The organism is Bartonella sp. HY038 (assembly GCF_014117425.1).
GTDB lineage: Bacteria > Pseudomonadota > Alphaproteobacteria > Rhizobiales > Rhizobiaceae > HY038.
Genome location: NZ_CP059725.1, coordinates 1,167,364 through 1,191,008, shown reverse-complemented (window position 1 = coordinate 1,191,008; position 23,645 = coordinate 1,167,364). Strand labels below are relative to the sequence as shown.

23 protein-coding genes are annotated in these 23,645 nt (G+C 40.6%); 5 read left to right on the top strand and 18 right to left on the bottom strand.

Annotation, left to right across the window (positions count from 1 at the left end; translation table 11 throughout):
* Nucleotides 1-11 precede the first annotated feature (11 nt).
* The gene (ndk, locus tag H3299_RS05065; protein WP_182419205.1) at nt 12-434 is read left to right on the top strand and encodes a nucleoside-diphosphate kinase; all 423 of its coding nucleotides are present in this window, start codon (nt 12-14) and stop codon (nt 432-434) included.
* Between the two features lie 176 nt (nt 435-610).
* Here ndk and H3299_RS05060 read toward each other — a convergent pair whose 3' ends face one another.
* The 18 genes from H3299_RS05060 to H3299_RS04975 all read right to left on the bottom strand — a co-directional run bounded on the left by H3299_RS05060 (nt 611) and on the right by H3299_RS04975 (nt 18,520).
* Entirely contained in the window at nt 611-1,486 is an 876-nt protein-coding gene (locus tag H3299_RS05060) for an META domain-containing protein (protein WP_182419204.1), read from the bottom strand.
* 641 nt (nt 1,487-2,127) lie between these two features.
* A complete protein-coding gene (gene purB, locus H3299_RS05055) occupies nt 2,128-3,435 on the bottom strand; it encodes an adenylosuccinate lyase (protein WP_182419203.1) in 1,308 nt (435 codons plus the stop codon).
* A gap of 85 nt (nt 3,436-3,520) precedes the next feature.
* A complete protein-coding gene (gene rpe, locus H3299_RS05050; RefSeq protein WP_182419202.1) occupies nt 3,521-4,210 on the bottom strand; it encodes a ribulose-phosphate 3-epimerase in 690 nt (229 codons plus the stop codon).
* Between the two features lie 376 nt (nt 4,211-4,586).
* Nucleotides 4,587-5,147, bottom strand: a complete 561-nt coding sequence (locus tag H3299_RS05045; protein WP_182419201.1) for an invasion associated locus B family protein — start codon at nt 5,145-5,147, stop codon at nt 4,587-4,589.
* 366 nt (nt 5,148-5,513) lie between these two features.
* Nucleotides 5,514-5,993 carry a molybdenum cofactor biosynthesis protein MoaE gene (locus H3299_RS05040; protein ID WP_182419200.1) on the bottom strand — a complete coding sequence of 160 codons (480 nt, stop codon included), beginning with the start codon at nt 5,991-5,993 and terminating at the stop codon, nt 5,514-5,516.
* Between the two features lie 2 nt (nt 5,994-5,995).
* Nucleotides 5,996-6,247: a molybdopterin converting factor subunit 1 gene (gene moaD, locus H3299_RS05035; protein ID WP_182419199.1), complete on the bottom strand. Its 252-nt coding sequence runs from the start codon at nt 6,245-6,247 to the stop codon at nt 5,996-5,998.
* A gap of 103 nt (nt 6,248-6,350) precedes the next feature.
* Complete coding sequence (gene pgsA, locus H3299_RS05030) at nt 6,351-6,929, bottom strand: CDP-diacylglycerol--glycerol-3-phosphate 3-phosphatidyltransferase (protein WP_182419198.1); 579 nt, start codon at nt 6,927-6,929, stop codon at nt 6,351-6,353.
* 273 nt (nt 6,930-7,202) lie between these two features.
* Nucleotides 7,203-8,543: a peptidoglycan DD-metalloendopeptidase family protein gene (locus H3299_RS05025; RefSeq protein WP_182419197.1), complete on the bottom strand. Its 1,341-nt coding sequence runs from the start codon at nt 8,541-8,543 to the stop codon at nt 7,203-7,205.
* A 125-nt stretch (nt 8,544-8,668) separates the two neighbouring features.
* Nucleotides 8,669-9,331 (bottom strand): protein-L-isoaspartate(D-aspartate) O-methyltransferase, encoded by a 663-nt coding sequence (locus tag H3299_RS05020; protein WP_182419196.1) that lies wholly within the window; start codon nt 9,329-9,331, stop codon nt 8,669-8,671.
* Between the two features lie 90 nt (nt 9,332-9,421).
* Entirely contained in the window at nt 9,422-10,180 is a 759-nt protein-coding gene (gene surE / locus H3299_RS05015) for a 5'/3'-nucleotidase SurE (protein ID WP_182419195.1), read from the bottom strand.
* Nucleotides 10,181-10,372: 192 nt separating this feature from the next.
* A complete protein-coding gene (gene serS, locus H3299_RS05010; RefSeq protein WP_182419194.1) occupies nt 10,373-11,653 on the bottom strand; it encodes a serine--tRNA ligase in 1,281 nt (426 codons plus the stop codon).
* 74 nt (nt 11,654-11,727) lie between these two features.
* Nucleotides 11,728-12,564: a twin-arginine translocase subunit TatC gene (gene tatC, locus H3299_RS05005; protein WP_182419193.1), complete on the bottom strand. Its 837-nt coding sequence runs from the start codon at nt 12,562-12,564 to the stop codon at nt 11,728-11,730.
* On the bottom strand, nt 12,557-13,228 hold the full coding sequence (tatB, locus tag H3299_RS05000; RefSeq protein WP_182419192.1) for a Sec-independent protein translocase protein TatB: 672 nt from the start codon (nt 13,226-13,228) through the stop codon (nt 12,557-12,559). Before tatB ends, tatC begins: the two co-directional genes overlap by 8 nt.
* A 163-nt stretch (nt 13,229-13,391) precedes the next feature.
* Nucleotides 13,392-13,625: a twin-arginine translocase TatA/TatE family subunit gene (locus tag H3299_RS04995; protein ID WP_182419191.1), complete on the bottom strand. Its 234-nt coding sequence runs from the start codon at nt 13,623-13,625 to the stop codon at nt 13,392-13,394.
* Nucleotides 13,626-13,754: 129 nt separating this feature from the next.
* Nucleotides 13,755-14,426, bottom strand: coding sequence for an SMC-Scp complex subunit ScpB (gene scpB / locus H3299_RS04990; protein WP_246708148.1), 672 nt, complete (start codon nt 14,424-14,426; stop codon nt 13,755-13,757).
* Nucleotides 14,419-15,225 carry a ScpA family protein gene (locus H3299_RS04985; RefSeq protein WP_182419656.1) on the bottom strand — a complete coding sequence of 269 codons (807 nt, stop codon included), beginning with the start codon at nt 15,223-15,225 and terminating at the stop codon, nt 14,419-14,421. The genes scpB and H3299_RS04985 overlap by 8 nt, the downstream gene beginning before the upstream one ends.
* An 88-nt stretch (nt 15,226-15,313) precedes the next feature.
* Nucleotides 15,314-16,339, bottom strand: coding sequence for a beta-N-acetylhexosaminidase (gene nagZ / locus H3299_RS04980; RefSeq protein ID WP_182419189.1), 1,026 nt, complete (start codon nt 16,337-16,339; stop codon nt 15,314-15,316).
* Between the two features lie 90 nt (nt 16,340-16,429).
* Complete coding sequence (locus H3299_RS04975) at nt 16,430-18,520, bottom strand: molybdopterin oxidoreductase family protein (protein WP_182419188.1); 2,091 nt, start codon at nt 18,518-18,520, stop codon at nt 16,430-16,432.
* A 268-nt stretch (nt 18,521-18,788) separates the two neighbouring features.
* Here H3299_RS04975 and H3299_RS04970 point away from each other — a divergent pair, with 268 nt between their 5' ends.
* From H3299_RS04970 to der, 4 genes are all read left to right on the top strand, one after another.
* Nucleotides 18,789-19,493 carry a L,D-transpeptidase gene (locus tag H3299_RS04970; protein WP_182419187.1) on the top strand — a complete coding sequence of 235 codons (705 nt, stop codon included), beginning with the start codon at nt 18,789-18,791 and terminating at the stop codon, nt 19,491-19,493.
* A gap of 214 nt (nt 19,494-19,707) precedes the next feature.
* Nucleotides 19,708-20,985 carry a Na+/H+ antiporter NhaA gene (gene nhaA, locus H3299_RS04965; protein WP_182419186.1) on the top strand — a complete coding sequence of 426 codons (1,278 nt, stop codon included), beginning with the start codon at nt 19,708-19,710 and terminating at the stop codon, nt 20,983-20,985.
* Between the two features lie 230 nt (nt 20,986-21,215).
* Nucleotides 21,216-21,893: a tetratricopeptide repeat protein gene (locus H3299_RS04960; protein ID WP_182419185.1), complete on the top strand. Its 678-nt coding sequence runs from the start codon at nt 21,216-21,218 to the stop codon at nt 21,891-21,893.
* A gap of 3 nt (nt 21,894-21,896) precedes the next feature.
* Complete coding sequence (der, locus tag H3299_RS04955) at nt 21,897-23,327, top strand: ribosome biogenesis GTPase Der (RefSeq protein WP_182419184.1); 1,431 nt, start codon at nt 21,897-21,899, stop codon at nt 23,325-23,327.
* Nucleotides 23,328-23,645: the final 318 nt, after the last annotated feature.

Genomic DNA, 23,645 nt, shown 5'->3' with positions numbered 1-23,645 from the left:
AGGGCGAAAAAATGGCTATTGAACGCACATTTTCGATGATTAAACCTGATGCAACCCGCCGCAATATTACTGGCGCTATCGTAGCTATGATTGAAGAAGCTGGATTGAAAGTTGTTGCTTCTAAGCGCGTATGGATGAGCTTGCGCGAAGCAGAAGGCTTTTATGCAGTGCATAAAGAGCGTCCTTTCTTTCAAGAATTGACTGAATTTATGTCTTCTGGACCAACAGTTGTGCAGGTTCTTGAAGGTGAAAACGCAATTGCAAAATATCGCGAATTGATGGGTGCCACTAATCCTGCAAATGCAGAAGAAGGTACGATTCGCAAAGCACATGCTTTGTCAATTGGCGAAAATTCAGTTCACGGTTCAGATGCTGTTGAAACTGCAAGTGAAGAAATCGCTTATTGGTTCTCACAAACTGAAGTAGTTGGATAATTATCACAGCGTTAAGCTGCATTAATACATGAAAAGCCTGATTGAAAAATCAGGCTTTTTTTATATCAATATATTTGATGCAAGTTCCAACTTTTAAAAAACAATATTGTGAGGCCATGCAATAAAGTTTTAGGTATATATGTAAATAAAATAACCTTCAAATGCAAAACAGTGCTTTAAATAGAGTTATTGGTAACAAAACGAGCAATAACGCGATTGTGCTGGTCTTTAAGATTAAGCGTATTGTCTTTGTCTACTTCATAGCTTCTTACTTTGGACATCATATTAACAAAGCGATTTTCCTGATCAGTAACAACTTCAGGGCAACTTATGAATGTCATTCCAAGCGGATCAAAGGTTAAAGCATTACTGTTTTCATTTATAAGCGCTACCGAAAAAAAGCGATTGCAGCCACCCGAACCATTCACACTAAACCGACTAGAAACTGCTGCGCTATTATCTAGCCCTAACGCTGGTGCCTGGACGGAACTATTAACTGTCAAACTTACATTTGTTCCCTGCGATATTTGTATGCCATTGATTTCGCGGGCTATCCATTCAGAACCAACTATTCCCTTTTGCTTATTTACAATAGGCATTGGTTGGCCAATGGAGGCAAGGCGCATGATATACCCAGCCTGCTTGTGATCTACCATTGTGGGCGTTTCACTCACATAAATAAGTGAATCCCCCACAGAAATACGCGCCTTCAAACTATATTTATGCGCATTATCTAAGTCATTAAGGTCAACAGGTAGTTTAAATTCAGTTTTTCCAGAACTACTTGCAGGGGAACGTGTTTCGCTCACCACTTTTTGCGAACCTGCTACAGTTTGGTCAACGAGTTGAACAAGCAAGCTAGCTTGACTAGGCAAGCTACTGGCCTGTTCATAATGAACTTGTCCAAAAATTTGTTTTTCTGCATTAGCTGCATGTGCATGGCTAACACCACTCATTTGAGTGTAGCCATCAGATAGATGGTCTTTACCTAACTGCAAAAATGCAGTTAAAACAACACCAAAAGAAACAAAAGTGATCAATCTACGCTTCATATAATGCAGCTCGTCCCTATACAATTAACAACTGCTTGGCTTATTATCAATTTATTAAGATAATTTTTCCATTAAGAAAAACCTAAAAGATACCAAGATATCTTATTAAAATTATTCAAAATAGCTCTTAACCCTAACGAATAAAAATGGCTTAAAACCAAACAAAACTATAAAGGTAGCTTGTACAAATAATAGCAAAACCTTTATTCCATTTACTTGATCCAAAACGGCATATTCATCACAAAAATACAGCCAGAATTTCTCAAGTATAAGAGAACAGAGTTAATTAAGCACTAAATCAAGGCAAAAGCCTGACATTCACCCGATTTAATAATGAAATATTTTTTCAAATTGAAAAACCATGTGAAATGATTTTTTCTGACTAACGCCATAGTGATACAAGAGACAATATTGAGCTCATAAAAATTAATGTAAAATCTTTTTAATGATAAATTTATTTAATAAAATAAATAGATTAACTACTTTTCAGAAGAAACATGCAAAGAACCAAATGAATTTCAATATTCCCTTTAATTATGCCCTTCATCTTGAATGCAAAAAGCGTATCTAACATTTTATAAAATGCTAGATACGCCCATAAGAATCACTTCACTTAAATATTTATCGTCACCTAGAATGACTTAATGTTCACCAAAAACACGATCAAAAATGGTATCAACTTGCTTAGTATGATAACCAAGATCAAACTTTTCACGAATTTCTTCTTCTGACAATGCATTGCGAACATCTTCATCCTGAAGCAGTTCTTCTAAGAAATCTTTGCCCTCTTCCCAAACGCGCATGGCATTACGTTGAACAAGGCGATAGGAATCTTCACGGCTAACACCTGCTTGGGTTAAGGCTAGAAGAACACGCTGCGAATGAACGAGGCCACGGAATTTGTTTAAATTCTTCATCATATTTTCTGGATAAACCAGAAGCTTTTCAATAACACCCGTAAGGCGAGCCAATCCAAAATCGAGAGTAATGGTTGCATCTGGACCAATATAACGCTCAACCGATGAGTGGGAAATATCACGCTCATGCCAAAGGGCGACATTTTCCATAGCTGGCATAGCATAAGAACGTACCATCCGCGCAAGACCAGTAAGATTTTCAGTTAATACTGGATTACGTTTGTGTGGCATTGCGGAAGAGCCCTTTTGTCCGGGAGAAAAATACTCTTCCACTTCCAGCACTTCGGTACGCTGCAAATGGCGAATTTCAATTGATAGACGCTCAACCGATGAAGCAATAACACCAAGAGTTGCAAAGAACATTGCATGACGATCACGTGGAATAACCTGAGTTGAAACCGGCTCAGGGCGCATACCAAGCGCTTTTGCAACATATTCCTCAACGCGTGGATCAATATTCGCAAAAGTGCCAACTGCGCCAGAAATTGCGCAAGTTGCGATTTCCTCTTTTGCTGCGGCAAGACGAACTCGGCAACGGCTAAACTCCGCATAGGCTTGCGCCAATTTCACACCAAATGTTGTGGGTTCGGCATGGATACCATGGCTACGACCAATAGTGACACTATTCTTATGTTCAAAAGCGCGTTTCTTTAATGCAGCAAGAAGCTTATCTAAATCATCCAATAAAATGTCGCTCGCACGCATCAATTGAACATTTAAAGTCGTATCAAGAACATCCGAAGACGTCATACCTTGGTGGATAAAGCGAGCATCAGGACCAACGAACTCAGCAAGATGGGTCAAAAACGCAATCACATCATGCTTGGTGATTGCTTCAATTTCATCAATACGAGCAACATCAAAAACAGCCGCCGATCCCTTTTCCCAAATAATTTTGGCAGATTCTTTTGGAATAACACCAATTTCAGCCAAAGCATTACATGCGTAAGCCTCAATTTCAAACCAAATACGATATTTCGTTTCTGGAGACCAGATAGCAACCATATCGGGGCGGGAGTAACGAGGGATCATTTTTTTCTTTCCTGTTTTACAAGGGGAATAATTTTAACTTACACTAAAATAGTTCGTAATATCGAAAATTTCGACGTCTCATAGTCTATGAACGCCACTTTGAAATTCCGCTTTTTGCAGCATTACGAATATCACTGATACGCGGACCATAGGTTGTGGTATCCCCTCCTTTATAGATAGCGGATCCTGCAACGAGAGCATTGGCACCTGCATGCGCGATAGTTTCAGCATTTTGTGGACACACTCCACCATCCACTTCAATATCAATAGGACGATTGCCAATTAGTGCTTTTACACGAGAAATTTTGTCTAAGCTTGATGAGATAAAACTTTGACCACCAAAGCCGGGATTTACGCTCATGACCAAAACAAGATCAACATCATCAAGGATATATTCAAGAACGCTTTCAGGTGTAGCCGGATTAAGCGCTACGCCAGCCTTTTTTCCCAAACTGCGAATAGTTTGCAGTGAGCGATGCAAATGTGGACCTGCTTCAGCATGGATAGTTATAATATCACAACCTGCCTTGGCAAAAGCCTCAATATATTGATCGCATGGAGCAATCATCAAATGAGTGTCAAAAACAGCATCAGTTAAAGGGCGAATGGCTTTCACCACATCAGGTCCGAAAGTAATATTTGGAACAAAATGTCCATCCATTACATCAATATGTATCCAATCCGCCCCAGCGGATACAACATCTTTTACCTCTTGACCAAGCTTTGAAAAGTCAGATGCTAGAATAGAAGGAGCAATAATTATTTCAGTGGACATGACTATTTCCTATAACCGCATAAGACGGTAAAAATACTATTATTTGCATTTTAATCTAATGGAATTAAATAAATCCGGATTAACGAATGTTAAGTGCTCTTAGCTTTGTTTTAATACAAGAAAAGAAACAAGGCAAAAGATATAAAACACAATCAAAAGAATTTTTGACAAGAATGTAAAAAATACTGGACCACTACGCAAGCACGGAGAGACTTCATCTTATATAAAAATTGCTAAGCAGCAAAGTTTATATATTAAAAATAATTACATGCCCAACTAAAACACAAAAGAGCATTTTAACACAATTTAATGTATAAAACGCTCTTCTGTCCGTACTATTTAAATTAAACAGCCATAAAAAATTTTTAAAATGCTTCTAAGGTAATGCGTTATAACCCGCTTTTACACCATCAAGGTTAATGATACCACCAACACCATCTTGTGGGGTGGTAAAGACATAAAAGGTTGCATTCTTACCGTTGAGGAATGAAGCAAGTTCGGTATTATTGAGCAATACCTCAGCAACACAACTATCACCCAAACAACGGCGATACGGCATATGTCCCATATCGGTTGTGCCATCAATCATAATACCAATACCGAGTTGTAGCTCTACGCGAATAGGAACAATAACACGCAGTAAAGTACCTTGATCCTTTGCTGGCCTTTTTATGAACGAAACGCGAAAAGAAATGTCTGGACGATCCTTAGCGCGAGCACTTTGCGTAATTTCGCATTGGATATTAGGTGTGCCAGATGGTTGACTACATACTTTTGTCCAAGAGCCAAAGTTTTGGTTTTGTGGTACGTCTTGTTGACTAGCAGGCTGTGCAAAAGCTATCACAGGTGCCATACCCAGGGAAACAAGCAATCCAGTCATAGAGATAGCACAAATTGCTTTATTCACGGATTTAAAAAAATTTCCAAAAGCTGACATAAGAACTCCTGCTCGAATCACGCAACATTTATTGCGTAAAATGATGTTAAAAAATTAACACCAATAAAAATATTTATTTTATGTGCTCTTACAAATTTAAAACACATAACATGTAAGCATACTCAATCATTAATTAGTCTTAAATAATCCAAAAAGGATATATAAAAAACCTTACTATATTGTTAGAAAAATGTTTAATACATTATTTCTTGGTGGTTGGTTGCCTCTATTTTTAAATGAACATCACAGAACATTATAAAACATGATTTCATTAAATCATTTCCAAGCAAAGGGAAAGACGATTTTTACATAATATCACATAAGATAAAAATAGCTTTAATATACTATTTTACGATAAAATTGAAATCAACCGTTTTGCCAATGATCGCGTTTTAACCGATCATCCTGCTTTGCCTCAACCCAACTACCAGTACTACCATCTTTCTTATGCTCCTTCTTCCAAAAAGGGGCATCAGTTTTTAAGTAATCCATAATAAAATTTGCCGCTTGAAATGCAGCAGTGCGATGTTTAGAGGTTGTTATAACCAGAACAATATTCTCCCCCACCCCAATCAATCCATAACGATGAATGACTGTAACTGCATCAAGTTCCCAATGTTGAGCAGCATTATTTGCCATCCTTTCAATTTGCTTGTCAGCCATATTAGGATAATGTTCAAGTTCCAACGCTTTTAATGTACCAGCTTCATCGCGGCAAAGACCAAGAAAACTAACAACAGCCCCAATATTCTTATTCTTACTGGTCAGCCGTTCAATCTCAGAATTAACATCAAAATCTTTGTCTTGAATGCTGACATAAATATCAACAGCTTTGCTATCAATCATAATTATCCTCCCGTCATTGGAGGGAAAAAAGCTATTTCTTGCGCCCCAACAATTGCTGTATCATGCGATACTTGCTCATGATCAATTGCAACATTTATAATAGCTTCATTTGCGAAAGCAGAGGCATATTTTTCTTCACTGTTTTTTAAAAACTCAAAAAGCTCGCTGACATTTGTTACCGTTTCAGGCAATTCGATTTTTTCTTCTGCTGTGCCAATTTTCTCTCTGACCCAAGCAAAATAAACGAGTTTCATAACAATTTTCCTTAACGGTGTTTTCTGCAATTAATATAAATAGGCAATGAATTTTTTTTAAGAATACACTACTCTAAAATAAATGCTAAATTCAAATTAGTTGTCAAATAATGTGTTTAAGTCCAGCTCTAAAATAATCCCATCCAGTAATTAACGTTAATATGGCTGCAATCCACAATAAGACAAGACCAAGTTGTGTTGTGTAAATGAAGTAGGGCTCGCCTGCCTGCCCTATAAGCAAGATCATCAGCGCTATCATTTGAACTGTTGTTTTCCATTTAGCAAGGCGCGATACCGGAACTCCGACCTTCAATTCAGCCAAATATTCCCTTAAACCCGACACCAAAATTTCACGACAAAGAATGATAATTGCGGCCCAAAGCGACCATCCTGCAATCGTTCCATTTGCAGCTAACAGCAAAAGACAAGTCGATACCAATAATTTATCAGCAATAGGATCAAGCATACGGCCTATATTAGATGTTTGCTTCCACATGCGTGCAAGATAGCCATCAAAAAAATCAGTAATGCTAGCGACTACAAAAATAATGAAAGCCGCCCAATGTGCGGTATCTGATGATTTGAATTCTCCTTCAGGAAAAAAACACAACACCACCAACGGCACAGCAATAATGCGTGCATAAGTCAATATATTAGGAAAAGAAAGAGCATTATTTTTCATGCGCGGTGCCGTAATCCAACATTTTTAAAAGCCTTACACTCTAGTAGCATGTCTTAATGACCTTGTAAAATGACAGAAAATTTAAATAGAAAGCAAATCCCCTAGTTTAAACAAAAAACGGCCTGATAATCTATCAGACCGTTTTAAAACAAAAACTAACATACGAAATATAGGCTTTAAACTACTTTATTTATAATTATCGGGTAGTAAACAAAGTAATCTGCAACCTTATTTCGATGAACTTATATGCACTAATATCATACTCGCATTGCATTAGTTTTCTAAAAACTTCGCTGGATTTACGGGCACGGAATTTTTACGCACTTCAAAATGTAGCTTAGGTGTGGCTGCATTGCCCGACATACCTGACTTTGCAATTTCATCGCCGCGACGTACTTGCTGGTTACGCTTTACAAGAATTTTACTATTATGCCCATATACAGTCACAATATTATTTTCGTGGCGGATAAGTACAGTATTACCAAATTCCTTCAAGCCATCACCAGCATAAATAACAACGCCATTTTCTGCTGCGCGTACTGATGTACCTTCAGGAACCAAGATATCTAAACCATCATTGGTAACAGTACCTTCCCTTTGGCCAAAGCTGCTCAAAATACGTCCACGTGCAGGCCAACGCATTTGCGAAATACCTGTTGCTTGCGGTGCAACAGCCGCAACTTGCTCAGCTTGAGCAATAGAATCATTTTTTGAAGCAACAGCATTTTGGGCTTGCGGTGGCTGTTGGGCTTGACCGCTCGTCGCATTTTGTTGTTGTGTTGGCGCAATTGGCTGAGGAGCAGTGGTTGGCTGATCCATACGAACAGCAACCGTGTCAATCACATTACTTTGATTGCTAGCTTGAGCCGTATTTTGATTAGACGTTGAGGCTTGCGCAGCAGGCGCATTTGGCCGCACCGCAGCTACTTGTTGATTTCCAGCTTGCGTACGAGGTACACTCACTGGGGTTACAGCTGCATTAGCTGACGCTACAGCAGTACCTTGATTACCTGTACCACGACCTGGAATAATTAAATTTTGACCTACACGAATCGCACCACTTGAAAGCCCGTTGGCATTTTTAATATCATTAACGCTAACACCATTACGATTAGCCACACGCGTCAAAGTATCACCACTTTGAACGATATAGCTGCGATTATTAGCGCTTGATGAAGCGTGACCGCCTTGCACAGCATTTGCCGGCAATGTACCAAGATTACGTGGTGGCTCGCCAGTACCGGCAACCTGTCCCGGCGCCAATTGGTGTGTTGGCTGCTGTGGGTATTGCTGCGCCGGCGCCTGATATTGTGGCTGTTGCGGAGCCTGATATTGTGGCTGCTGCGACGCTTGATATTGTGGCTGCGCTGGTGGCAAAGCATTGCTTTGGATAGTTCCGCTTTGCACTGGCGGCGGCAATTGTTGCGGCTGTGCCTGCTGTTGCGGAATGGGACGATTTACTGCAGCTTGCTGTGATGGTGTCGAATTTGTAAAGAGACCATCGGTAAACCGCATAGTATCAGAACTACAACCAGCAACTAAACCAGTAATTACTATGAGTGCCGCCCCCTGAATATAGCGGCGTGAAACCTTATCAATTATTTTTAAATGCATCTGATTTGCCTGTACCCGATAATCAATGACAAGGCCATTAAATAGGGTTAATCTTACTTGAGAGTTAAGATTGGAAAAAAAATGTCAAAAAAATGCAATTTTTCTTATATTTTGCCATAAAATAATCATAAAATTTCAGCGACACCCTCAATAAATGGTTGATAACGTACTCTAAACATATCTGACCGCTCAAATCTGGTACCCGTTTTGGAATAACGCATGATGGTTTGCACCCCATCATCCACTCCAAGTGGAACGAGCAAAATACCATTACCTGCTAACATTTCCATGAAGGCTAAAGGCTCCTTCACCATTGCTGGCCAAATAATAATACGGTCGAATGGACCATTACCCGGAATGCCGCGCATGGCATCGGTTTGCCGTAAAATAATGTTATCAAGCATTAGATTTTGAAATCGTATACGTGCTTCGTCACATAAAGTTTTATAACGTTCAATTGTAGTAACACGCCCAGCAAGGCGCGCCATCAAAGCTGCTGTAAAACCTGATCCCGTACCCACTTCTAAAACACGATGTTTTTTTTCAAGCTGCAGAGTATTAATCAAAATCAATTGCTCATCAAGACGTTCAATATATTCGCCGCATTCAATGGGTATAACGCTATTACTATAGGCAATATCACTAAAAGCCGAATCCATAAAATTACGTCGCGGCGTCTGTTCCAATGCCAATAATAGCTCAGAAAGGTCAATTCCCTTTGCACGCATGCGCAAAGCTAAACCTGCTAGAGCTTCATATTCCGACAATACCTTATTTTCAGCAGCCATAGTCTTATTAACTCTTCAACTTCAACAACCAAAAGCATCAACGGTGCTTTTGGCTCAAACATATAAAATGCACTTAACAATAAAAAAAGATTAAGAAAATGCTTTCTGTAAAACGGCAATTTCATCTTGCGCCGTAAGATCAAGATGCAAAGGCGTAATAGAAATCTTTTTCTTATCCACCGCGTAAGCATCACTACCAATTGCACATAAATTTCTATTGCGCGAAAACTTTAACCAAAAATATGGGAAACCGCGCCCATCATGGCGCTCATCAATATAAATATCATGGGCAATATGCCCTTGATGGGTAACTTCGACACCCGTAACCTCATTAGACCCGCAAGCTGGAAAATTAAGATTAGTCAACACACCCTGCTTATAGGGTAATGAGATCAATTTTTGTAAAATAGCAGGCGCATGCTGCCTTGCTGTATCCCATGGAATAATCCGATTATTATTCTCACTTACATATTCTTGCGAAAGAGCAAAAGAGCGCACGCCCAATAAAGTCCCTTCCATAGCAGCTGCAATAGTACCAGAATAAGTAACATCATCAGCAAGATTACCGCCTGAATTCACTCCAGACAAAACAATATCAGGGGCTTGTGGCATAATATGCTTGATAGCCATAATGACACAATCGGTTGGCGTTCCACGGACAGAAAAATGACGATCGTCAATCTGTCTCATGCGCAAGGGATCGGAAAGGGTTAAGGAATGAGATAAACCACTTTGGTCTTTTTCAGGAGCAACAACCCACACATCATCACTTAAAGATCTCGCAATATCCTCAAGGACGGTTAAACCTTCGGCGTGGATACCATCATCATTGGTAATTAAAATCCGCATGTGAAACTCCTTGAATTTCTTAAAAATCTAAGTTGAATAGAATTATAATGGTCATGCAAGTTTAGAATAAAGCCAACAGATTGAATAAACTGACATATTACAATAGTGTTGGCTTCATTTTAAAATAGACAAGCTAATTAGCAGCATAATGCTTTATTAAACATGCTGCCAACTTATGACAGCATGATGATATTAAAGGGCAGCAATACGCGTGACACCGCCCATATAAGGAATAAGTGCATCAGGAATAATGACGCTACCATCTTCTTGCTGATAATTTTCCAGTACGGCAATAAGGCAACGTCCCACAGCAGTTCCCGAACCATTTAACGTGTGGACAAATTGCAAGGTCTTTTCACCTTCTACCCGATAACGGCTGTTCATACGACGCGCTTGAAAGTCACCACAAACCGAGCAACTAGAAATCTCACGATAAGCATTTTGACCAGGCAACCAAACCTCAATATCATAGGTCTTTTTAGAACCAAAACCCATATCGCCCGTACATAACACAACCGTACGGAATGGAAGATCTAAACGCTTTAGCACTTCTTCTGCACATTCCGTCATACGCTCTAATTCAAGCAATGAAGAATCACGATCAGTTACTGCCACCATTTCAACTTTCCAGAACTGGTGCTGACGCAGCATACCGCGGGTATCACGACCAGCAGAACCCGCTTCTGAGCGGAAACAAGGTGTTAACGCGGTAAATCGTAAAGGTAATATGCTTTCATCCAAAATCTCTTCACGCACCAAATTAGTAAGCGGCACTTCCGCTGTAGGAATAAGCCAGCGACCATCAGTAGTTTGAAAAAGATCTTCCGAAAATTTTGGTAATTGCGACGTACCATAAAGCGCATCATCACGAACAAGAATAGGTGCTGACACTTCACGGTAGCCATGCTCATTGGTATGAATATCAAGCATGAATTGGCCAAGCGCACGCTCAAGACGCGCCAACATACCAGACAAGATGGTAAAACGCGCACCAGACATGCGCCCTGCCCGTTCAAAATCCATACCGCCTAATGCTTCACCAATATCAAAATGCTCTTTTGGTGCAAAAGAAAATTCACGCGGCGTACCATATTTACGCACTTCAACATTGGCACTTTCATCAGGACCAACTGGCACATCATCAAGCGGGATATTAGGTGTACGAGATAAAACATCTTCAAGCGCCTGATTTAAACGGCGCTCTTCTTGTTCTGCTTCACTAAAGGCCGACTTTAAAGCTGAAACTTCTTCCTTTAGCTTTTCTGCACGTTCTTTATCGCCATTAGCCATTGCTTGACCAATTTCTTTTGATGCAGCATTGCGGCGCTCTTGCATTTCTTGCAAGTTAAAGACATGGGCACGACGCTGGGCATCAAGAGCTATAATTTCTGCAGATTGCGCAGGTGCGCCGCGTTTTAGAAGTGCCTCATCGAGGCTTTGCGGATTTTCTCTGATCCATTTAATATCAAGCATAAATTTTCACCATATAATAAAGCTATTTATTTGAAGAGAAACATCAGGTCTTATTTGATAGAGCAAATATTCAATTAAGCACTACTATCGTTGTCTGCTTTTCGTCCTCGTTCAATCATGCGTGCAATAATAATCGATATTTCGTAAAGGAGCACCATTGGAAGTGCAAGTGTAATATGACTCAATACATCGGGCGGAGCGACAATAGCCGCAACAACGAACATAGCAACAATTGCATAACGGCGCTTACTGGCAAGCCCTTGCGCTGATAGTATACCAACTTTCACCAGTAGACTTGTGACAATTGGCATTTGGAATATTAAACCAAAAACCAACACAAAAGAAATCACCCGTCTCAAATATTCTGATACCTTGTTCAACAAAACAATCTTAGCAGCACCATGCAAATCACCGCCCGCCGGCGCTACTTGCTGCATAGACAGTGCAAGCCAACTTACCATCGGCGTTGCAAGATAATAAGCGACCGCTGCGCCGACCAAAAACAATAAGGGACCAGCTATTAAAAATGGTAAAAATGCATTGCGCTCATTTTTATAAAGACCAGGCGCAATAAAACGATAAAGCTGTATAGCAATGACAGGAAAGGCAATAACCACACCACCAAAAGCGGCAATTTTAATCTTTGCAAAAACAAATTCAAATAAATCAGTATATATCAAGGTCAAGTTAGCAGGGTCATCACCATGCCAAACCATCGCCCATTGCATAGGGCGGACAATAAAATTAAAAATATCGACAGCAAAAGCAAAACATAAAACAAAAGCAACCATAAAGGCTGCAATGCACCAAATCAGTCTTGAACGCAGCTCATTCAAGTGATCCATTAAGGGTGCAGCACTATCATCCATATCTTCTGTTTTATCTGCTGCTATTTTTTTACTCTCACTCATCGGAACTTTGCGCCCCATTCTTATTATTGATTATTTGACCCAATGGCACCGATTTTACGGATCGCTCGACATAATAGGCGGCTTTTTTTCCATGACTATTGCGTGAAAAACGCCCGCTATTGTGCTTCAAACGATGCTTACGCACCGGACGCTTCATTTCAAAGCTCGCATGATGTTTTACAGCCTTGCCTTTACGTCGCGATGAAGCATCAAATACGTAATGATCTTGCTGATTTACACTTTGTGGCTTATCGCTCATCAGATAATTATCGTCACCTTGGTAATTTGTCGGTGGCAATAAATTGCGACTATCCAAAATTGCTTGATCTTCAAGGGAGGGAGACGCAATACCTTTTAATGCATCACTCGTTTGGCTTAGTGATTGTTTCACATCTTTGGCAGCATCACGAAATGGATCAAATACCTGCGTAAGACTACGTCTTGGATCAAGATTGCGAACCTCATCAAGCGCTGATTTTACATCATCAAGCTCTGCCTCTTTCATTGCATCATCAAATTGTTGACGAAACTCTGCTGCAGTACTGCGCATTTTTGCAGTTGCTTTCCCAAAGGAACGCATCACCTTTGGCAAATCTTTTGGTCCAATTACAATTATTGCCACAATAGCAATAACTAAAAATTCAGACCAACCAATTCCAAACATCAACAACCCTCATGCAGCAATAAAATATTGTTCAGCTATAACCACTTAATAAAATTACTTATATTAGTGAATACAACTAAATAGTAAAGATGACCAAATATTCCAACAGAGCAACATTATATGCAGCATGAATCACAAGCCCAAAAGCTGCAAATTTTTAATATTATGATACTTTATCATCAACCGAAGATTTATTGGTGTCTACCGTCTCACCAGTTTTAGCATCAATCGTTTTTGTAGCAGCTTGCTTCTCATCTTCATCATCCTTCATACCGGACTTGAAATTTTTAATACCTTTTGCCACATCACCCATCAAATTAGGAATTTTAGCACTGCCAAACAATAACAGCACAATTACTAAAACAACAATCCAATGCCAAATAGAACCGAAACCCATTTGCGTCAATTTCCTTATTTCAACAATTCAACTTTAACACTTTAGAAGCTTTTTATCCAAGTTTCAAACGCTACTATTCAAATTTGTTAATTTTATTAGCCTATATCAATAGTAATTGATCTAAAAAGCTTATTCCATATCTTTAGGCGGTAAAAGCCCAAGCTGCTCCAAGTCAATATCCTCGTAAGGGTCCTCTTCAAGACTCAATTCATCTTCATGAACGGATGGAATCGGTATCGTGAAGCTTTCAGGCAAACGCGAGGATAATAGCCCCGCCCCTTTCAACTCCTCCATACCCGGCAAATCGCCAATATCGGGCAAAGTGAAGTGATCGAGAAAATCTTGGGTTGTACCATAAGTGACGGGTCTACCGGGTGTTCGTCTTCGACCACGAATTTTTATCCAACCGGTCTCCATCAAAACATCAAGTGTTCCTTTTGAGGTTTCAACGCCGCGTATATCCTCAAGTTCCGCACGCGTTACAGGTTGATGATAAGCGATAATTGCCAACACTTCTAAGGCTGCACGTGACAGCTTTCGCGCTGTTTGTTCTTCCTTAGATAACAAAAAGCTTAAATCAGGAGCAGTACGAAAAGCAAATGCATTGCCAACAAGGCACAAATTAATACCGCGACCACTATAGATTTCAGTTAGCTCGTTAATTATAGAATCAATATTGCTATTTTTTGGTAATCGCTCCGCCAAAGCATTGCGCGAGACGGGCTCGGATGATGCAAAAAGAATTGCCTCCACCATCCGTAACAGCAAAGGCGAATTGTCAAATTTGGGCTTTTCAACCATTGCTAAGCTGTTCCCTATCTTCATCTCTATCGTCTTGTTTAACACGCATATAAAGCGGTAAAAAAGCCCCACTTTGCCGCAGCTCTACCTGCCCTTCACGCACCATTTCAAGACTTGCTGCAAAAGCACTGGCAATTGCTGTCTTACGCTCTTTGTCATCACTGATAAAACGAAGCAAATATTGATCAAGCGCCAACCAATCATGTGAAAGATCACCCACCATACGGCTTAAAATTTGCCGAGCATATTTAAGTGGCCAAACCTTACGGTTGCCAACTTCAACGTGACTGACCGCTTGTCGCTGCCTTATTCCGGTATAGGCCGTTAACAACTCATACAGTGTCGTATTGAAACGATTTTTTCGCTCAACCACAACCATTTCTGGCGCTCCACGTTTAAAAACATCACGCCCCAAACGATTGCGATTAATCAATTTACCAGCAGCATCGCGCATGGCTTCCAACCGCCGCAAGCGAAATTGCAACATTTCCGCCATTTCTTCACCACTTGCTTCTTGCTCCCCTTGTTTTTTAGGAACCAATAACCGTGACTTTAAATAAGCAAGCCAAGCAGCCATAACCAGATAATCAGCCGCCAACTCCAATCTTACCTGTTGCGCTTGTTTGATAAACTGTAAATATTGATCAACCAGCGCGACAATTGAAATACGGGTTAAATCGACTTTTTGCGTGCGCGAAAGATGCAAGAGAAGATCCATCGGCCCCTCAAAGCCTTGGACATCCACCACCAATGCCGGTTCACTCACACCGCGCGTTTCATCATCCCACCATTCGCTCATGGGAGGTGCATCAGATTGCGGTGTTTTTCCAGCTAAAGCCAAATAACAAATATTCCTTATAGCCTATTGATTAAACGAGATAAAATAATTAAAAATTTAGCGTTTCTGGAAAAAAATTGGCAAATTCTTGCCGTAGCTCTTTTTCATCCGCTGCTATCGTATTTAAAACAAAACTTTCGGCAAAAGCAGCTCTTCGCGCGGCTTTTGCCTGTAAATATGGGCTATTTCCAGCAACTTCCAACATTTCGCTAAAATTACCATTACAATGCAAAGCCACATCACACCCGGCTATAAATGCTTGCTGAGCTAAATCACCTATCGTTCCAGATAGTGCTTTCATGGATAAATCATCGGTCATTAACAAGCCATCAAAGCCGATATCGCCGCGAATAATTTCAGAAATAACTTTTGATGATAGGGTGGCAGTTTGTTCTTGATCAATTGCCTCATAGACAACATGGGCTGTCATTGCGGTTGGCAAATGCGCTAATTGCTTAAATGGAATGAAATCTGATTGCTTTAATTCATCAATATCAGCTTCTACCCGCGCTAATGCCAAATGCGTATCACACATGGCGCGGCCATGGCCAGGTATATGTTTCATAACCGGCAAAACACCTCCATCAATAAGCCCTTGTGCTGCAGCTTTACCCATTGCGGTGACAATCTCAGGCGTATGACCATAGGCACGCGAACCAATAACATCATGACTGCCAGCAACCGGCACATCTAAAAGCGGCAAACAATCAGCATTAATCCCATATTTTTTTAAATCAAAAGCATGAAGCCGCGACATTAGCCAAGCTGCGCGTAAGCCCTGATCTTGATCTTTATTGTAAATATCACCAAGAGCTGCTGCCGTTGGATAATTAGGGGCGAGTGGTGGACGTAGACGCTGAACTCTTCCGCCTTCTTGATCTATAAAAATCAAAGCATTTTCATTATTAGATGTAAGTCTTATATCATCAGTAAGTGCAGATAATTGATCGCTATTGTCAATATTGCGTGCAAATAGAATAAATCCCCATGGCTTATGCTCTTTAATAAAGGCACGCTCTTGATCATTTAATGACAGACCTGCAACGCCGGTGATAAATGCTTTACAATTTTCCATCTAATATTCCTTTGGCACAAGCCCAATGCTGATTCATTAAAACTGCATAAATGCCGTTATGTTGATTGAGATTCTATTAATCCAACAATTTTAATTTGCGCATTTTTTAACCCACACACTAATATCATGAACGGCTAAACCACCATTAGGTGCAGGTGACTGTGCGCCTGTTAAAGTATTTATGCCCTCGCCATCAATAAATGCACTATTGGGAAAAATACCAGGAGATATAAGCACTCCGCGTTGCACCCCAGCAAAAATCTTAGCATGCAGCCGCACGTCCCCGCGTGCATTACCGATTGCAACAATATCTCCATCTTCAATATCTAGCGCTTTGGCATCATCTGGATGAATATAGAGTTCCGGCCGCCTCTCTTTTTGCAATGATGTTGGCGTTTCGGCAAAAGTAGAATTTAAAAAATTATGCGCGGGCGATGTTGCCAACCGAAATGGGCAAGCTTCACTGATGCGCTCAAGGTTATCCCATTGATCTGGAAATTGCGGCATTTCTTGCCAATTTCCCTGATACCCCATTGAAGCTGGCGGACGGTTAGGAAAATGCTCATCCAGCCAATTTACTTTAAAGTGAAAGCGTTTATCATCCCAACCAAAGCCATTGATAAAATGCGCTTCATCAAAAGATGGCTGCACATCATACCAGCGTTTTTCCTTCAACTCCTCAAAACCACCAAAACCACTTTTAACCAATAAATCATCAATCAATGTTTTTTCGTCAAAATCAAACCCTTTAAAACCAAGGCGCTGTGCAAGTTGGTTAATGACAAACAAATTGGGTTTTGGCCCTAAAGGTGGCTCAATCAATTTTGGTCCAAGAATGATATGTTGATGACCACCACCACAATAAATATCATCATGCTCGACAAACATAGTTGCAGGTAGAACAATATCAGCAAGCTTTGCCGTATCCGTCATAAATTGTTCATGCACAACAGTAAAAAGATCATCTCGCATAAAACCTTGCCGAATAAGGCGTTGTTCAGGAGCGACATTAACCGGATTGGTATTTTGAATAAAGAGCACGTTGACTGGAGGGCCACCATAAAGCGTATCTTTATCCCCACAAAGGATGCGACCGATTTTTGATTGATCGAGGCTGCGAATAGTAGGGTCCGCCAATTTTTTTCCAGTAATCTCATCACGATTTAACACATAAATATCAGAGTTTGAAAAAAATGCCCCTCCTCCTTCATATTGCCAAGAGCCAAGTACAGCAGGAATAGAGAGCGCCGCATGCATAGCAACAGCGCCATTGCGTTGACGGGTAAAGCCAAAACCAAGGCGAAAGAAACAGCGCTTGGTCTCACCAATCAGCTTGGCAAATTCTTCAATTTCCGCAACACTCAAACCAGTAATTTTGGCAGCCCATAATGGATCCTTATTAATAACGTGAGCGGCAAGTCCAAAAGGATCATCCGTATAGGCTTTCATATAGGCGTAATCTGCATAACCATCACGAAAAAGCACATGCATCACCGCACAAGCAAGTGCCGCATCGGTTCCAGGCTTTAAGATAAGCCCAATATCAGCTTGTTTTACCGTTGTTGTTTCAAAAACATCAATCGCAACAATCTTTGCTCCACGCTCTTTACGCGCGCGCACTGCATGGGTCATCACATTAACTTGCGTAGCTGCAGCATTGGTGCCCCAAATAACAATACAATCGGATTTTTCCATTTCACGCGGATCAACACCTGCAATACGCCCTGCCCCAGCAAAATAACCGGTCACCGCAGTGTTGGTACAAAAAGTAGAAAACTGCTTGGAAAAATTTCCAGCAAACCGCAACCGATTAATCGAATCACGCTGCACCAAGCCCATTGTGCCCGCAAAGTAATAAGGCCAAACCGTTTGCGACCCCAAAAGTTCAACTTGCTCAGTTATTTTTTCTGCAATACTATCTAGCGCTTCATCCCACCCAATAGCTTGCCATTGCCCCGCACCTTTTTTACCGATACGTTTTAAAGGTTTTAATAAGCGCTCGCTATGATGGACACGCTCAGCATAACGGGCAACCTTAGCACAAACCACCCCAGCAGTATAACTATTATCTTTCGATCCTCTTACCCGACCAATACGATTATCTGCCAATAATTCTATATCTAAGGCGCATGTCGAGGGGCAATCATGAGGACATGCCGAATGTCCTATACGCAAATTCATTTGAAAATTGCCTCTCTTAAAACCAACAAAATTGATAACTTAGGCCTTATAAATCACAAGCAATATTTTGATAATAACCAAGCTATTACCAATAAATAAGCATAATGACGTGAAACTTTTTGTGATCATACACGTTTATTTCAAATGATTAAGAATTTTTTTCATAATTATCTATAAAGATAATCGCAAACAAGTTTATGACAAATTCTTAAATTAGCCAAATTCACAATTATGCAAAACAATTTCTATCCGAATCAAGGTCGAAGTAATGTCAGGTAAATTGAGCCGAAGAATATTTATGCTTTCTGCACCGCTTGCATTAGGTGCATGTAGTGCAACAGGACGCCGCATTGCTGATGCAACCCCAGTGCCAGCAAAAAAAATTAATCCCTATTATCTTGAAATGTACGGTGCAATCGACAGTGAACCTTACCCTGTCAAAGCTTCAGATATCAGTAAAATCGACCCAATCTATTGGCGACAAATTGTTGCTTATCCAAGTTCTTATACGCCAGGCACTCTAGTGGTCGATCTTAATAATTATTTTTGCTATTTTGTCATGGAAGACGATCAAGCTATCCGTTATGGGGTTGGCATTGCCGAAAATAATACCCTAAACTTTAGCGGAGATGCGATTATCGGTCGTAAAGCAATGTGGCCATCTTGGACACCAACCCCTAGCATGATGAGAAGATTGCCGGAGCGTTATGGACATCTTGGCGGCGGCATGGCACCTGGCCCACAAAATCCATTAGGCCCTCGGGCGCTTTATCTTTACCGTAATGGTCGTGATACTTTGTTCCGCTTGCATGGAACCACGGAAGAATGGAGTATTGGTAAAAACGTATCTTCTGGCTGCATCCGTTTTCTATTTCAAGATATCATCGATCTTTACAACCGCGTTACCGTGGGTAGTAAAGTTGTCGTTATTCCTCGCACTACAGATCACCAACAAGTCGCGCAACAAATCTAGCTCAAAAGCCTAGCCGAACGCATTAGACTTTAAACTAGCCATGGGAAGAAGTTCTTTCCCATGGTTAAAATGATAGAATTCAATTTACTTTCTCATATGAGAAACGGTTGAATAAACGAAAAAACATCTTATAATAAATGCAAGGGTGTCAATTAGAATAATCTATTGGCAGGAATGTTCTTGGTCGGGCCGCTGAGAGAGCGGAGCTTTACTTATGGACCACCAAGACCAACCATTGAAATCTGTGACAACACCCCATTTCATTGCCAAAATTTATTTTTGCATTTTAATTCAAATAAAAAAGCTTATGCACTTGGAAGCTTTTGCAGGTGTCCTTTTAATTGCCGCCGCAGCTATTGCGCTATTTTGGGCCAATTCATCTTTTTATACAACCTATGTTGGTTTTTGGCATACAAAGCTTGGTATTTCATTAGGCAAGTTTTCTTTAAATTGGGATCTACATTTTTGGGTCAATGATGTCTTGATGACATTTTTCTTTCTTATTGCTGGTCTTGAAATCAGAAAAGAAATTCATAATGGCGCACTTTCAAGCATTAAACAGGCAACATTACCAATTATTGCAGCCCTTGGCGGCGTTTTAGTACCAGCTCTCATCTATATGCTGTTTAACACAGATCCAATTAGCCATCACGGTTGGGCAGTTCCAACCGCCACAGATATCGCCTTTGCTGTTGGTATTCTGGCACTCCTAGGGCGTTCCTTGCCGAGCAATATTCGCGTAGTTCTGCTTTCACTGGCGATTATTGATGATATTATCGCCGTACTTATCATTGCAATTTTTTATTCTAATGGCATTGACGCTTCAGCACTGCTAATTGCTGTTGCAGCTATTGGTCTTATCTACATTTTTCATTTCTTTGGTATTTCATCAGCTTTTGCTTACGCATTGCCAGCAAGTGTGCTTTGGTTTGGCCTCTGGAAAACCGGTATACACCCATCTCTCGCGGGTGTTATTCTTGGTCTTTTAACGCCAATTATTTACCAACCTTTACAGCTTGGTAAAGACAATAAGCCCTACAAAGCCTTGATAAATCCGCTCGCGATTGTTGAAAAGCATCTTCATCCTTGGGTTGCGTTTTTCATTATGCCGGTTTTTGCGCTTGCCAATGCAGGAATTTACCTTGGCGATATCAATCTTTCCGCTAATGGCACATTCGGGATAACTATGGGAGTCATGGCAGGCCTTATAATTGGCAAGCCGCTTGGCATTATTTTAACCAGTTTTATCGCAGTTAAATTGGGTGCTTGCCGCCTGCCCCCACAAGTTGACTGGCGCGCCATGATATTGGTTGGATTACTGGCTGGCATCGGCTTTACCATGGCTATTTTTGTTGCCATGTTAGCGTTTAGCAACCCTGAACAATTAGCAAGCGCTAAAATTGGAGTCTTATTGGGTTCAGTACTATCAGCAATTATTGGACTGATTTATGGTTTTTTATATTTAGGATACATCAAGCAAAAGCAAAATTAGCTTGATGCTTATAAAATCCAATTCATTACCAAAAGCCAATGCTCGAAAAGAAGATTTTTCAAATTTATCGCAATTTTAACAAGCTATCCTTAGAAAAAAGCTTTGATGAAGCGGTGGAATGAGCAAAGTTCGATGAAAAATAATTCAATTGCAAAAAATAGCTTTGCTATTGCCGCATTTATGCTTAAAAGCTATCTTTAATGAGATAAATTACCATAGAGAGTTTTGTAATGGCAGAAGACGACAGCTTTATTCGCGAAGTTAACGAAGAAATTCGTCAAGAAAAAGCACGTGCTTTATGGGGCAAATTTGGTCCAATGATAATTGGCGCGGCTGTCGCCCTTGTGCTTGGCACTGCTGTTTGGCAAGGTTATAGCTATTGGCAAAATAAAAAGGCCGGAACTATCGGCGATGCTATGTTAACAGCCGAAAGCCTTGTCAAAGGCGGTAAAGTTGATGAAGCAATTGCAGCATTAAAGCAGATTGAATCCTCTGAATTTGGCGGCTATCCTTCACTTGCCCAAATGCGTGAAGCGGGGCTAACCTTGGAACAAGGCAACAAACAAGCGGCTGTTGCTATGTTCGATAAAATCGCACAAAATAGTGATACACCAAGCGCATTAAAAGATATTGCTAGTATTCGCGCAGCTTATATATTAGTTGATACAGCGGATTTTAATGAATTAAGCCAACGTGTTACTGTTTTTGCATCTGATAATAATCCTATGCGGCTATCAGCGCGCGAAATTTTAGGACTTTCGGCATGGAAAGTTGGCAATTTAGCTGAAGCTAAAAACTATTTTGAACAAATTATTAATGACAGTGAGAGTGCTGGCAGCGGCGTAGCAGCCCGAGCTCAACTTATGTTGAGCTTGATCAATAGCCGCACAGAAAGTGCAAAAGGCTAATTTATGGCGCTTACAATCGCTATTATTGGAAGACCCAATGTTGGGAAATCCACTTTATTTAATCGTCTTGTTGGTCAAAAGCTAGCAATTGTAGATGATACACCAGGCGTCACTCGTGACCGCCGGCATCACGCCGCGCGTTTACAAGATTTACGTTTTGACATTATTGATACCGCCGGCCTTGAAGAAGCTGCCAATGACACGCTTGAAGGCAGAATGCGGGCGCAAACACGCGCGGCTATTGAAGAAGCAGATCTTATTCTTTTTGTATTGGATGCAAAAGCTGGCCTTACGCCAGCCGACACAACATTTGCGTCGCTTGTACGCAAATCAGGTAAGCCAATTATTCTTATTGCCAATAAATCCGAAGCAAAGGATGCAAATGGCAATTTTTATGATGCTTGGAAATTAGGCTTTGGTGAACCATGTCCTATTTCTGCCGAGCATGGTCTTGGCATGTCAGACTTACGTGATGCCATAGTTGAAGCCGTTGGCTCAGAAAAGGCATTTGAAAAAGAAAAAGAAGAAGAACGCCTCAAAATCGAATCTGCTTCCATTGGTGACGACATTGAAGATCCAGATGCTGAAGAGCCAGAATATGACGATACAAAACCGTTGCGTATCGCCATTGTTGGCCGCCCAAATGCTGGCAAATCGACATTGATTAATACCATGCTTGAGGAAGACCGTTTGTTGACCGGGCCTGAAGCTGGCATCACCCGCGATTCTATCTCAGTGGATTGGGAATGGCGCGGTCGAAAAATCAAACTTCATGACACAGCAGGTTTACGGCGTAAATCTCGTGTGCAAGAAAAGTTGGAAAAGCTTTCGGTTGCCGATACTTTAAGAGCTGTTCGCTTTGCCGAAGTGGTCATTGTTCTTTTTGATGCAACAATTCCTTTTGAAAAGCAGGACTTACAGATTGTTGACCTTATTATACGTGAAGGTCGCGCACCAATTATTGCTTTTAATAAATGGGACTTAATCGAAAACCGGCAGGAAACCTTAACCGAATTACTAGAAAAATGTAGTAGGCTTCTGCCGCAAGTTCGCGGTTTACGGGCTATTCCTATTTCGGGTGAACGCGGCCAAGGCATTGATAAGCTGATGGAAAATGTTGAAATGGTTCACCGTATATGGAACCGGCGCATTTCTACAGCAAAACTTAATCGTTGGCTTGGTGGGATTATTACCCACCATCCACCGCCTGCAGTATCCGGCCGCCGGTTAAAAATTAAATATATGACGCAGATTAAGACAAGACCACCAGGCTTTGTTATATCTTGCTCGCGTCCTGATGCAATGCCACAATCCTATTTACGCTATCTTGTCAATAGCCTACGTGAAACTTTTAAGATGCCCGGCGTTCCGATAAGGTTATCAATGCGCAAGCCGGACAATCCTTTTGCAGGACGCGCTAAGAAAAAGCATTAAGCAAACTTCTATAGTCTAGATAAAAAGCGCCATTGCTGAAAAAGTATTGGCGCTTTTTTTGATGTGCCGAACAGTTAGCCGAAGAAAAAATGCAATGGCGACTTTCAATATTTTACTGAAATTAGATAAATTAATTTACTTATCTCTTAAGTGACCTCAATATTTATAGTTAATATCTGCAATTATTTTTTTTAATTAAAAACACGATATCAATAATTAAATTTAATAAGGCGCAGCATTCTTTTGAACTTTTTACTTAATTAAGACGTCATGCGGCAAAATCTAATATAAAAACACTCGCTAAATTTTCAACAAATC

What these genes read in the sequence shown, in the direction of transcription:
- ndk (WP_182419205.1), top strand. Translation starts at nt 12, where the DNA reads ATGGCTATTGAACGCACATTTTCGATGATTAAACCTGATGCAACCCGC.
- H3299_RS05060 (WP_182419204.1), bottom strand. Translation starts at nt 1,486, where the DNA reads ATGAAGCGTAGATTGATCACTTTTGTTTCTTTTGGTGTTGTTTTAACT.
- purB (WP_182419203.1), bottom strand. Translation starts at nt 3,435, where the DNA reads ATGATCCCTCGTTACTCCCGCCCCGATATGGTTGCTATCTGGTCTCCA.
- rpe (WP_182419202.1), bottom strand. Translation starts at nt 4,210, where the DNA reads ATGTCCACTGAAATAATTATTGCTCCTTCTATTCTAGCATCTGACTTT.
- H3299_RS05045 (WP_182419201.1), bottom strand. Translation starts at nt 5,147, where the DNA reads ATGTCAGCTTTTGGAAATTTTTTTAAATCCGTGAATAAAGCAATTTGT.
- H3299_RS05040 (WP_182419200.1), bottom strand. Translation starts at nt 5,993, where the DNA reads ATGATTGATAGCAAAGCTGTTGATATTTATGTCAGCATTCAAGACAAA.
- moaD (WP_182419199.1), bottom strand. Translation starts at nt 6,247, where the DNA reads ATGAAACTCGTTTATTTTGCTTGGGTCAGAGAGAAAATTGGCACAGCA.
- pgsA (WP_182419198.1), bottom strand. Translation starts at nt 6,929, where the DNA reads ATGAAAAATAATGCTCTTTCTTTTCCTAATATATTGACTTATGCACGC.
- H3299_RS05025 (WP_182419197.1), bottom strand. Translation starts at nt 8,543, where the DNA reads ATGCATTTAAAAATAATTGATAAGGTTTCACGCCGCTATATTCAGGGG.
- H3299_RS05020 (WP_182419196.1), bottom strand. Translation starts at nt 9,331, where the DNA reads ATGGCTGCTGAAAATAAGGTATTGTCGGAATATGAAGCTCTAGCAGGT.
- surE (WP_182419195.1), bottom strand. Translation starts at nt 10,180, where the DNA reads ATGCGGATTTTAATTACCAATGATGATGGTATCCACGCCGAAGGTTTA.
- serS (WP_182419194.1), bottom strand. Translation starts at nt 11,653, where the DNA reads ATGCTTGATATTAAATGGATCAGAGAAAATCCGCAAAGCCTCGATGAG.
- tatC (WP_182419193.1), bottom strand. Translation starts at nt 12,564, where the DNA reads ATGAGTGAGAGTAAAAAAATAGCAGCAGATAAAACAGAAGATATGGAT.
- tatB (WP_182419192.1), bottom strand. Translation starts at nt 13,228, where the DNA reads ATGTTTGGAATTGGTTGGTCTGAATTTTTAGTTATTGCTATTGTGGCA.
- H3299_RS04995 (WP_182419191.1), bottom strand. Translation starts at nt 13,625, where the DNA reads ATGGGTTTCGGTTCTATTTGGCATTGGATTGTTGTTTTAGTAATTGTG.
- scpB (WP_246708148.1), bottom strand. Translation starts at nt 14,426, where the DNA reads ATGGTTGAAAAGCCCAAATTTGACAATTCGCCTTTGCTGTTACGGATG.
- H3299_RS04985 (WP_182419656.1), bottom strand. Translation starts at nt 15,225, where the DNA reads ATGAGCGAATGGTGGGATGATGAAACGCGCGGTGTGAGTGAACCGGCA.
- nagZ (WP_182419189.1), bottom strand. Translation starts at nt 16,339, where the DNA reads ATGGAAAATTGTAAAGCATTTATCACCGGCGTTGCAGGTCTGTCATTA.
- H3299_RS04975 (WP_182419188.1), bottom strand. Translation starts at nt 18,520, where the DNA reads ATGAATTTGCGTATAGGACATTCGGCATGTCCTCATGATTGCCCCTCG.
- H3299_RS04970 (WP_182419187.1), top strand. Translation starts at nt 18,789, where the DNA reads ATGTCAGGTAAATTGAGCCGAAGAATATTTATGCTTTCTGCACCGCTT.
- nhaA (WP_182419186.1), top strand. Translation starts at nt 19,708, where the DNA reads ATGGACCACCAAGACCAACCATTGAAATCTGTGACAACACCCCATTTC.
- H3299_RS04960 (WP_182419185.1), top strand. Translation starts at nt 21,216, where the DNA reads ATGGCAGAAGACGACAGCTTTATTCGCGAAGTTAACGAAGAAATTCGT.
- der (WP_182419184.1), top strand. Translation starts at nt 21,897, where the DNA reads ATGGCGCTTACAATCGCTATTATTGGAAGACCCAATGTTGGGAAATCC.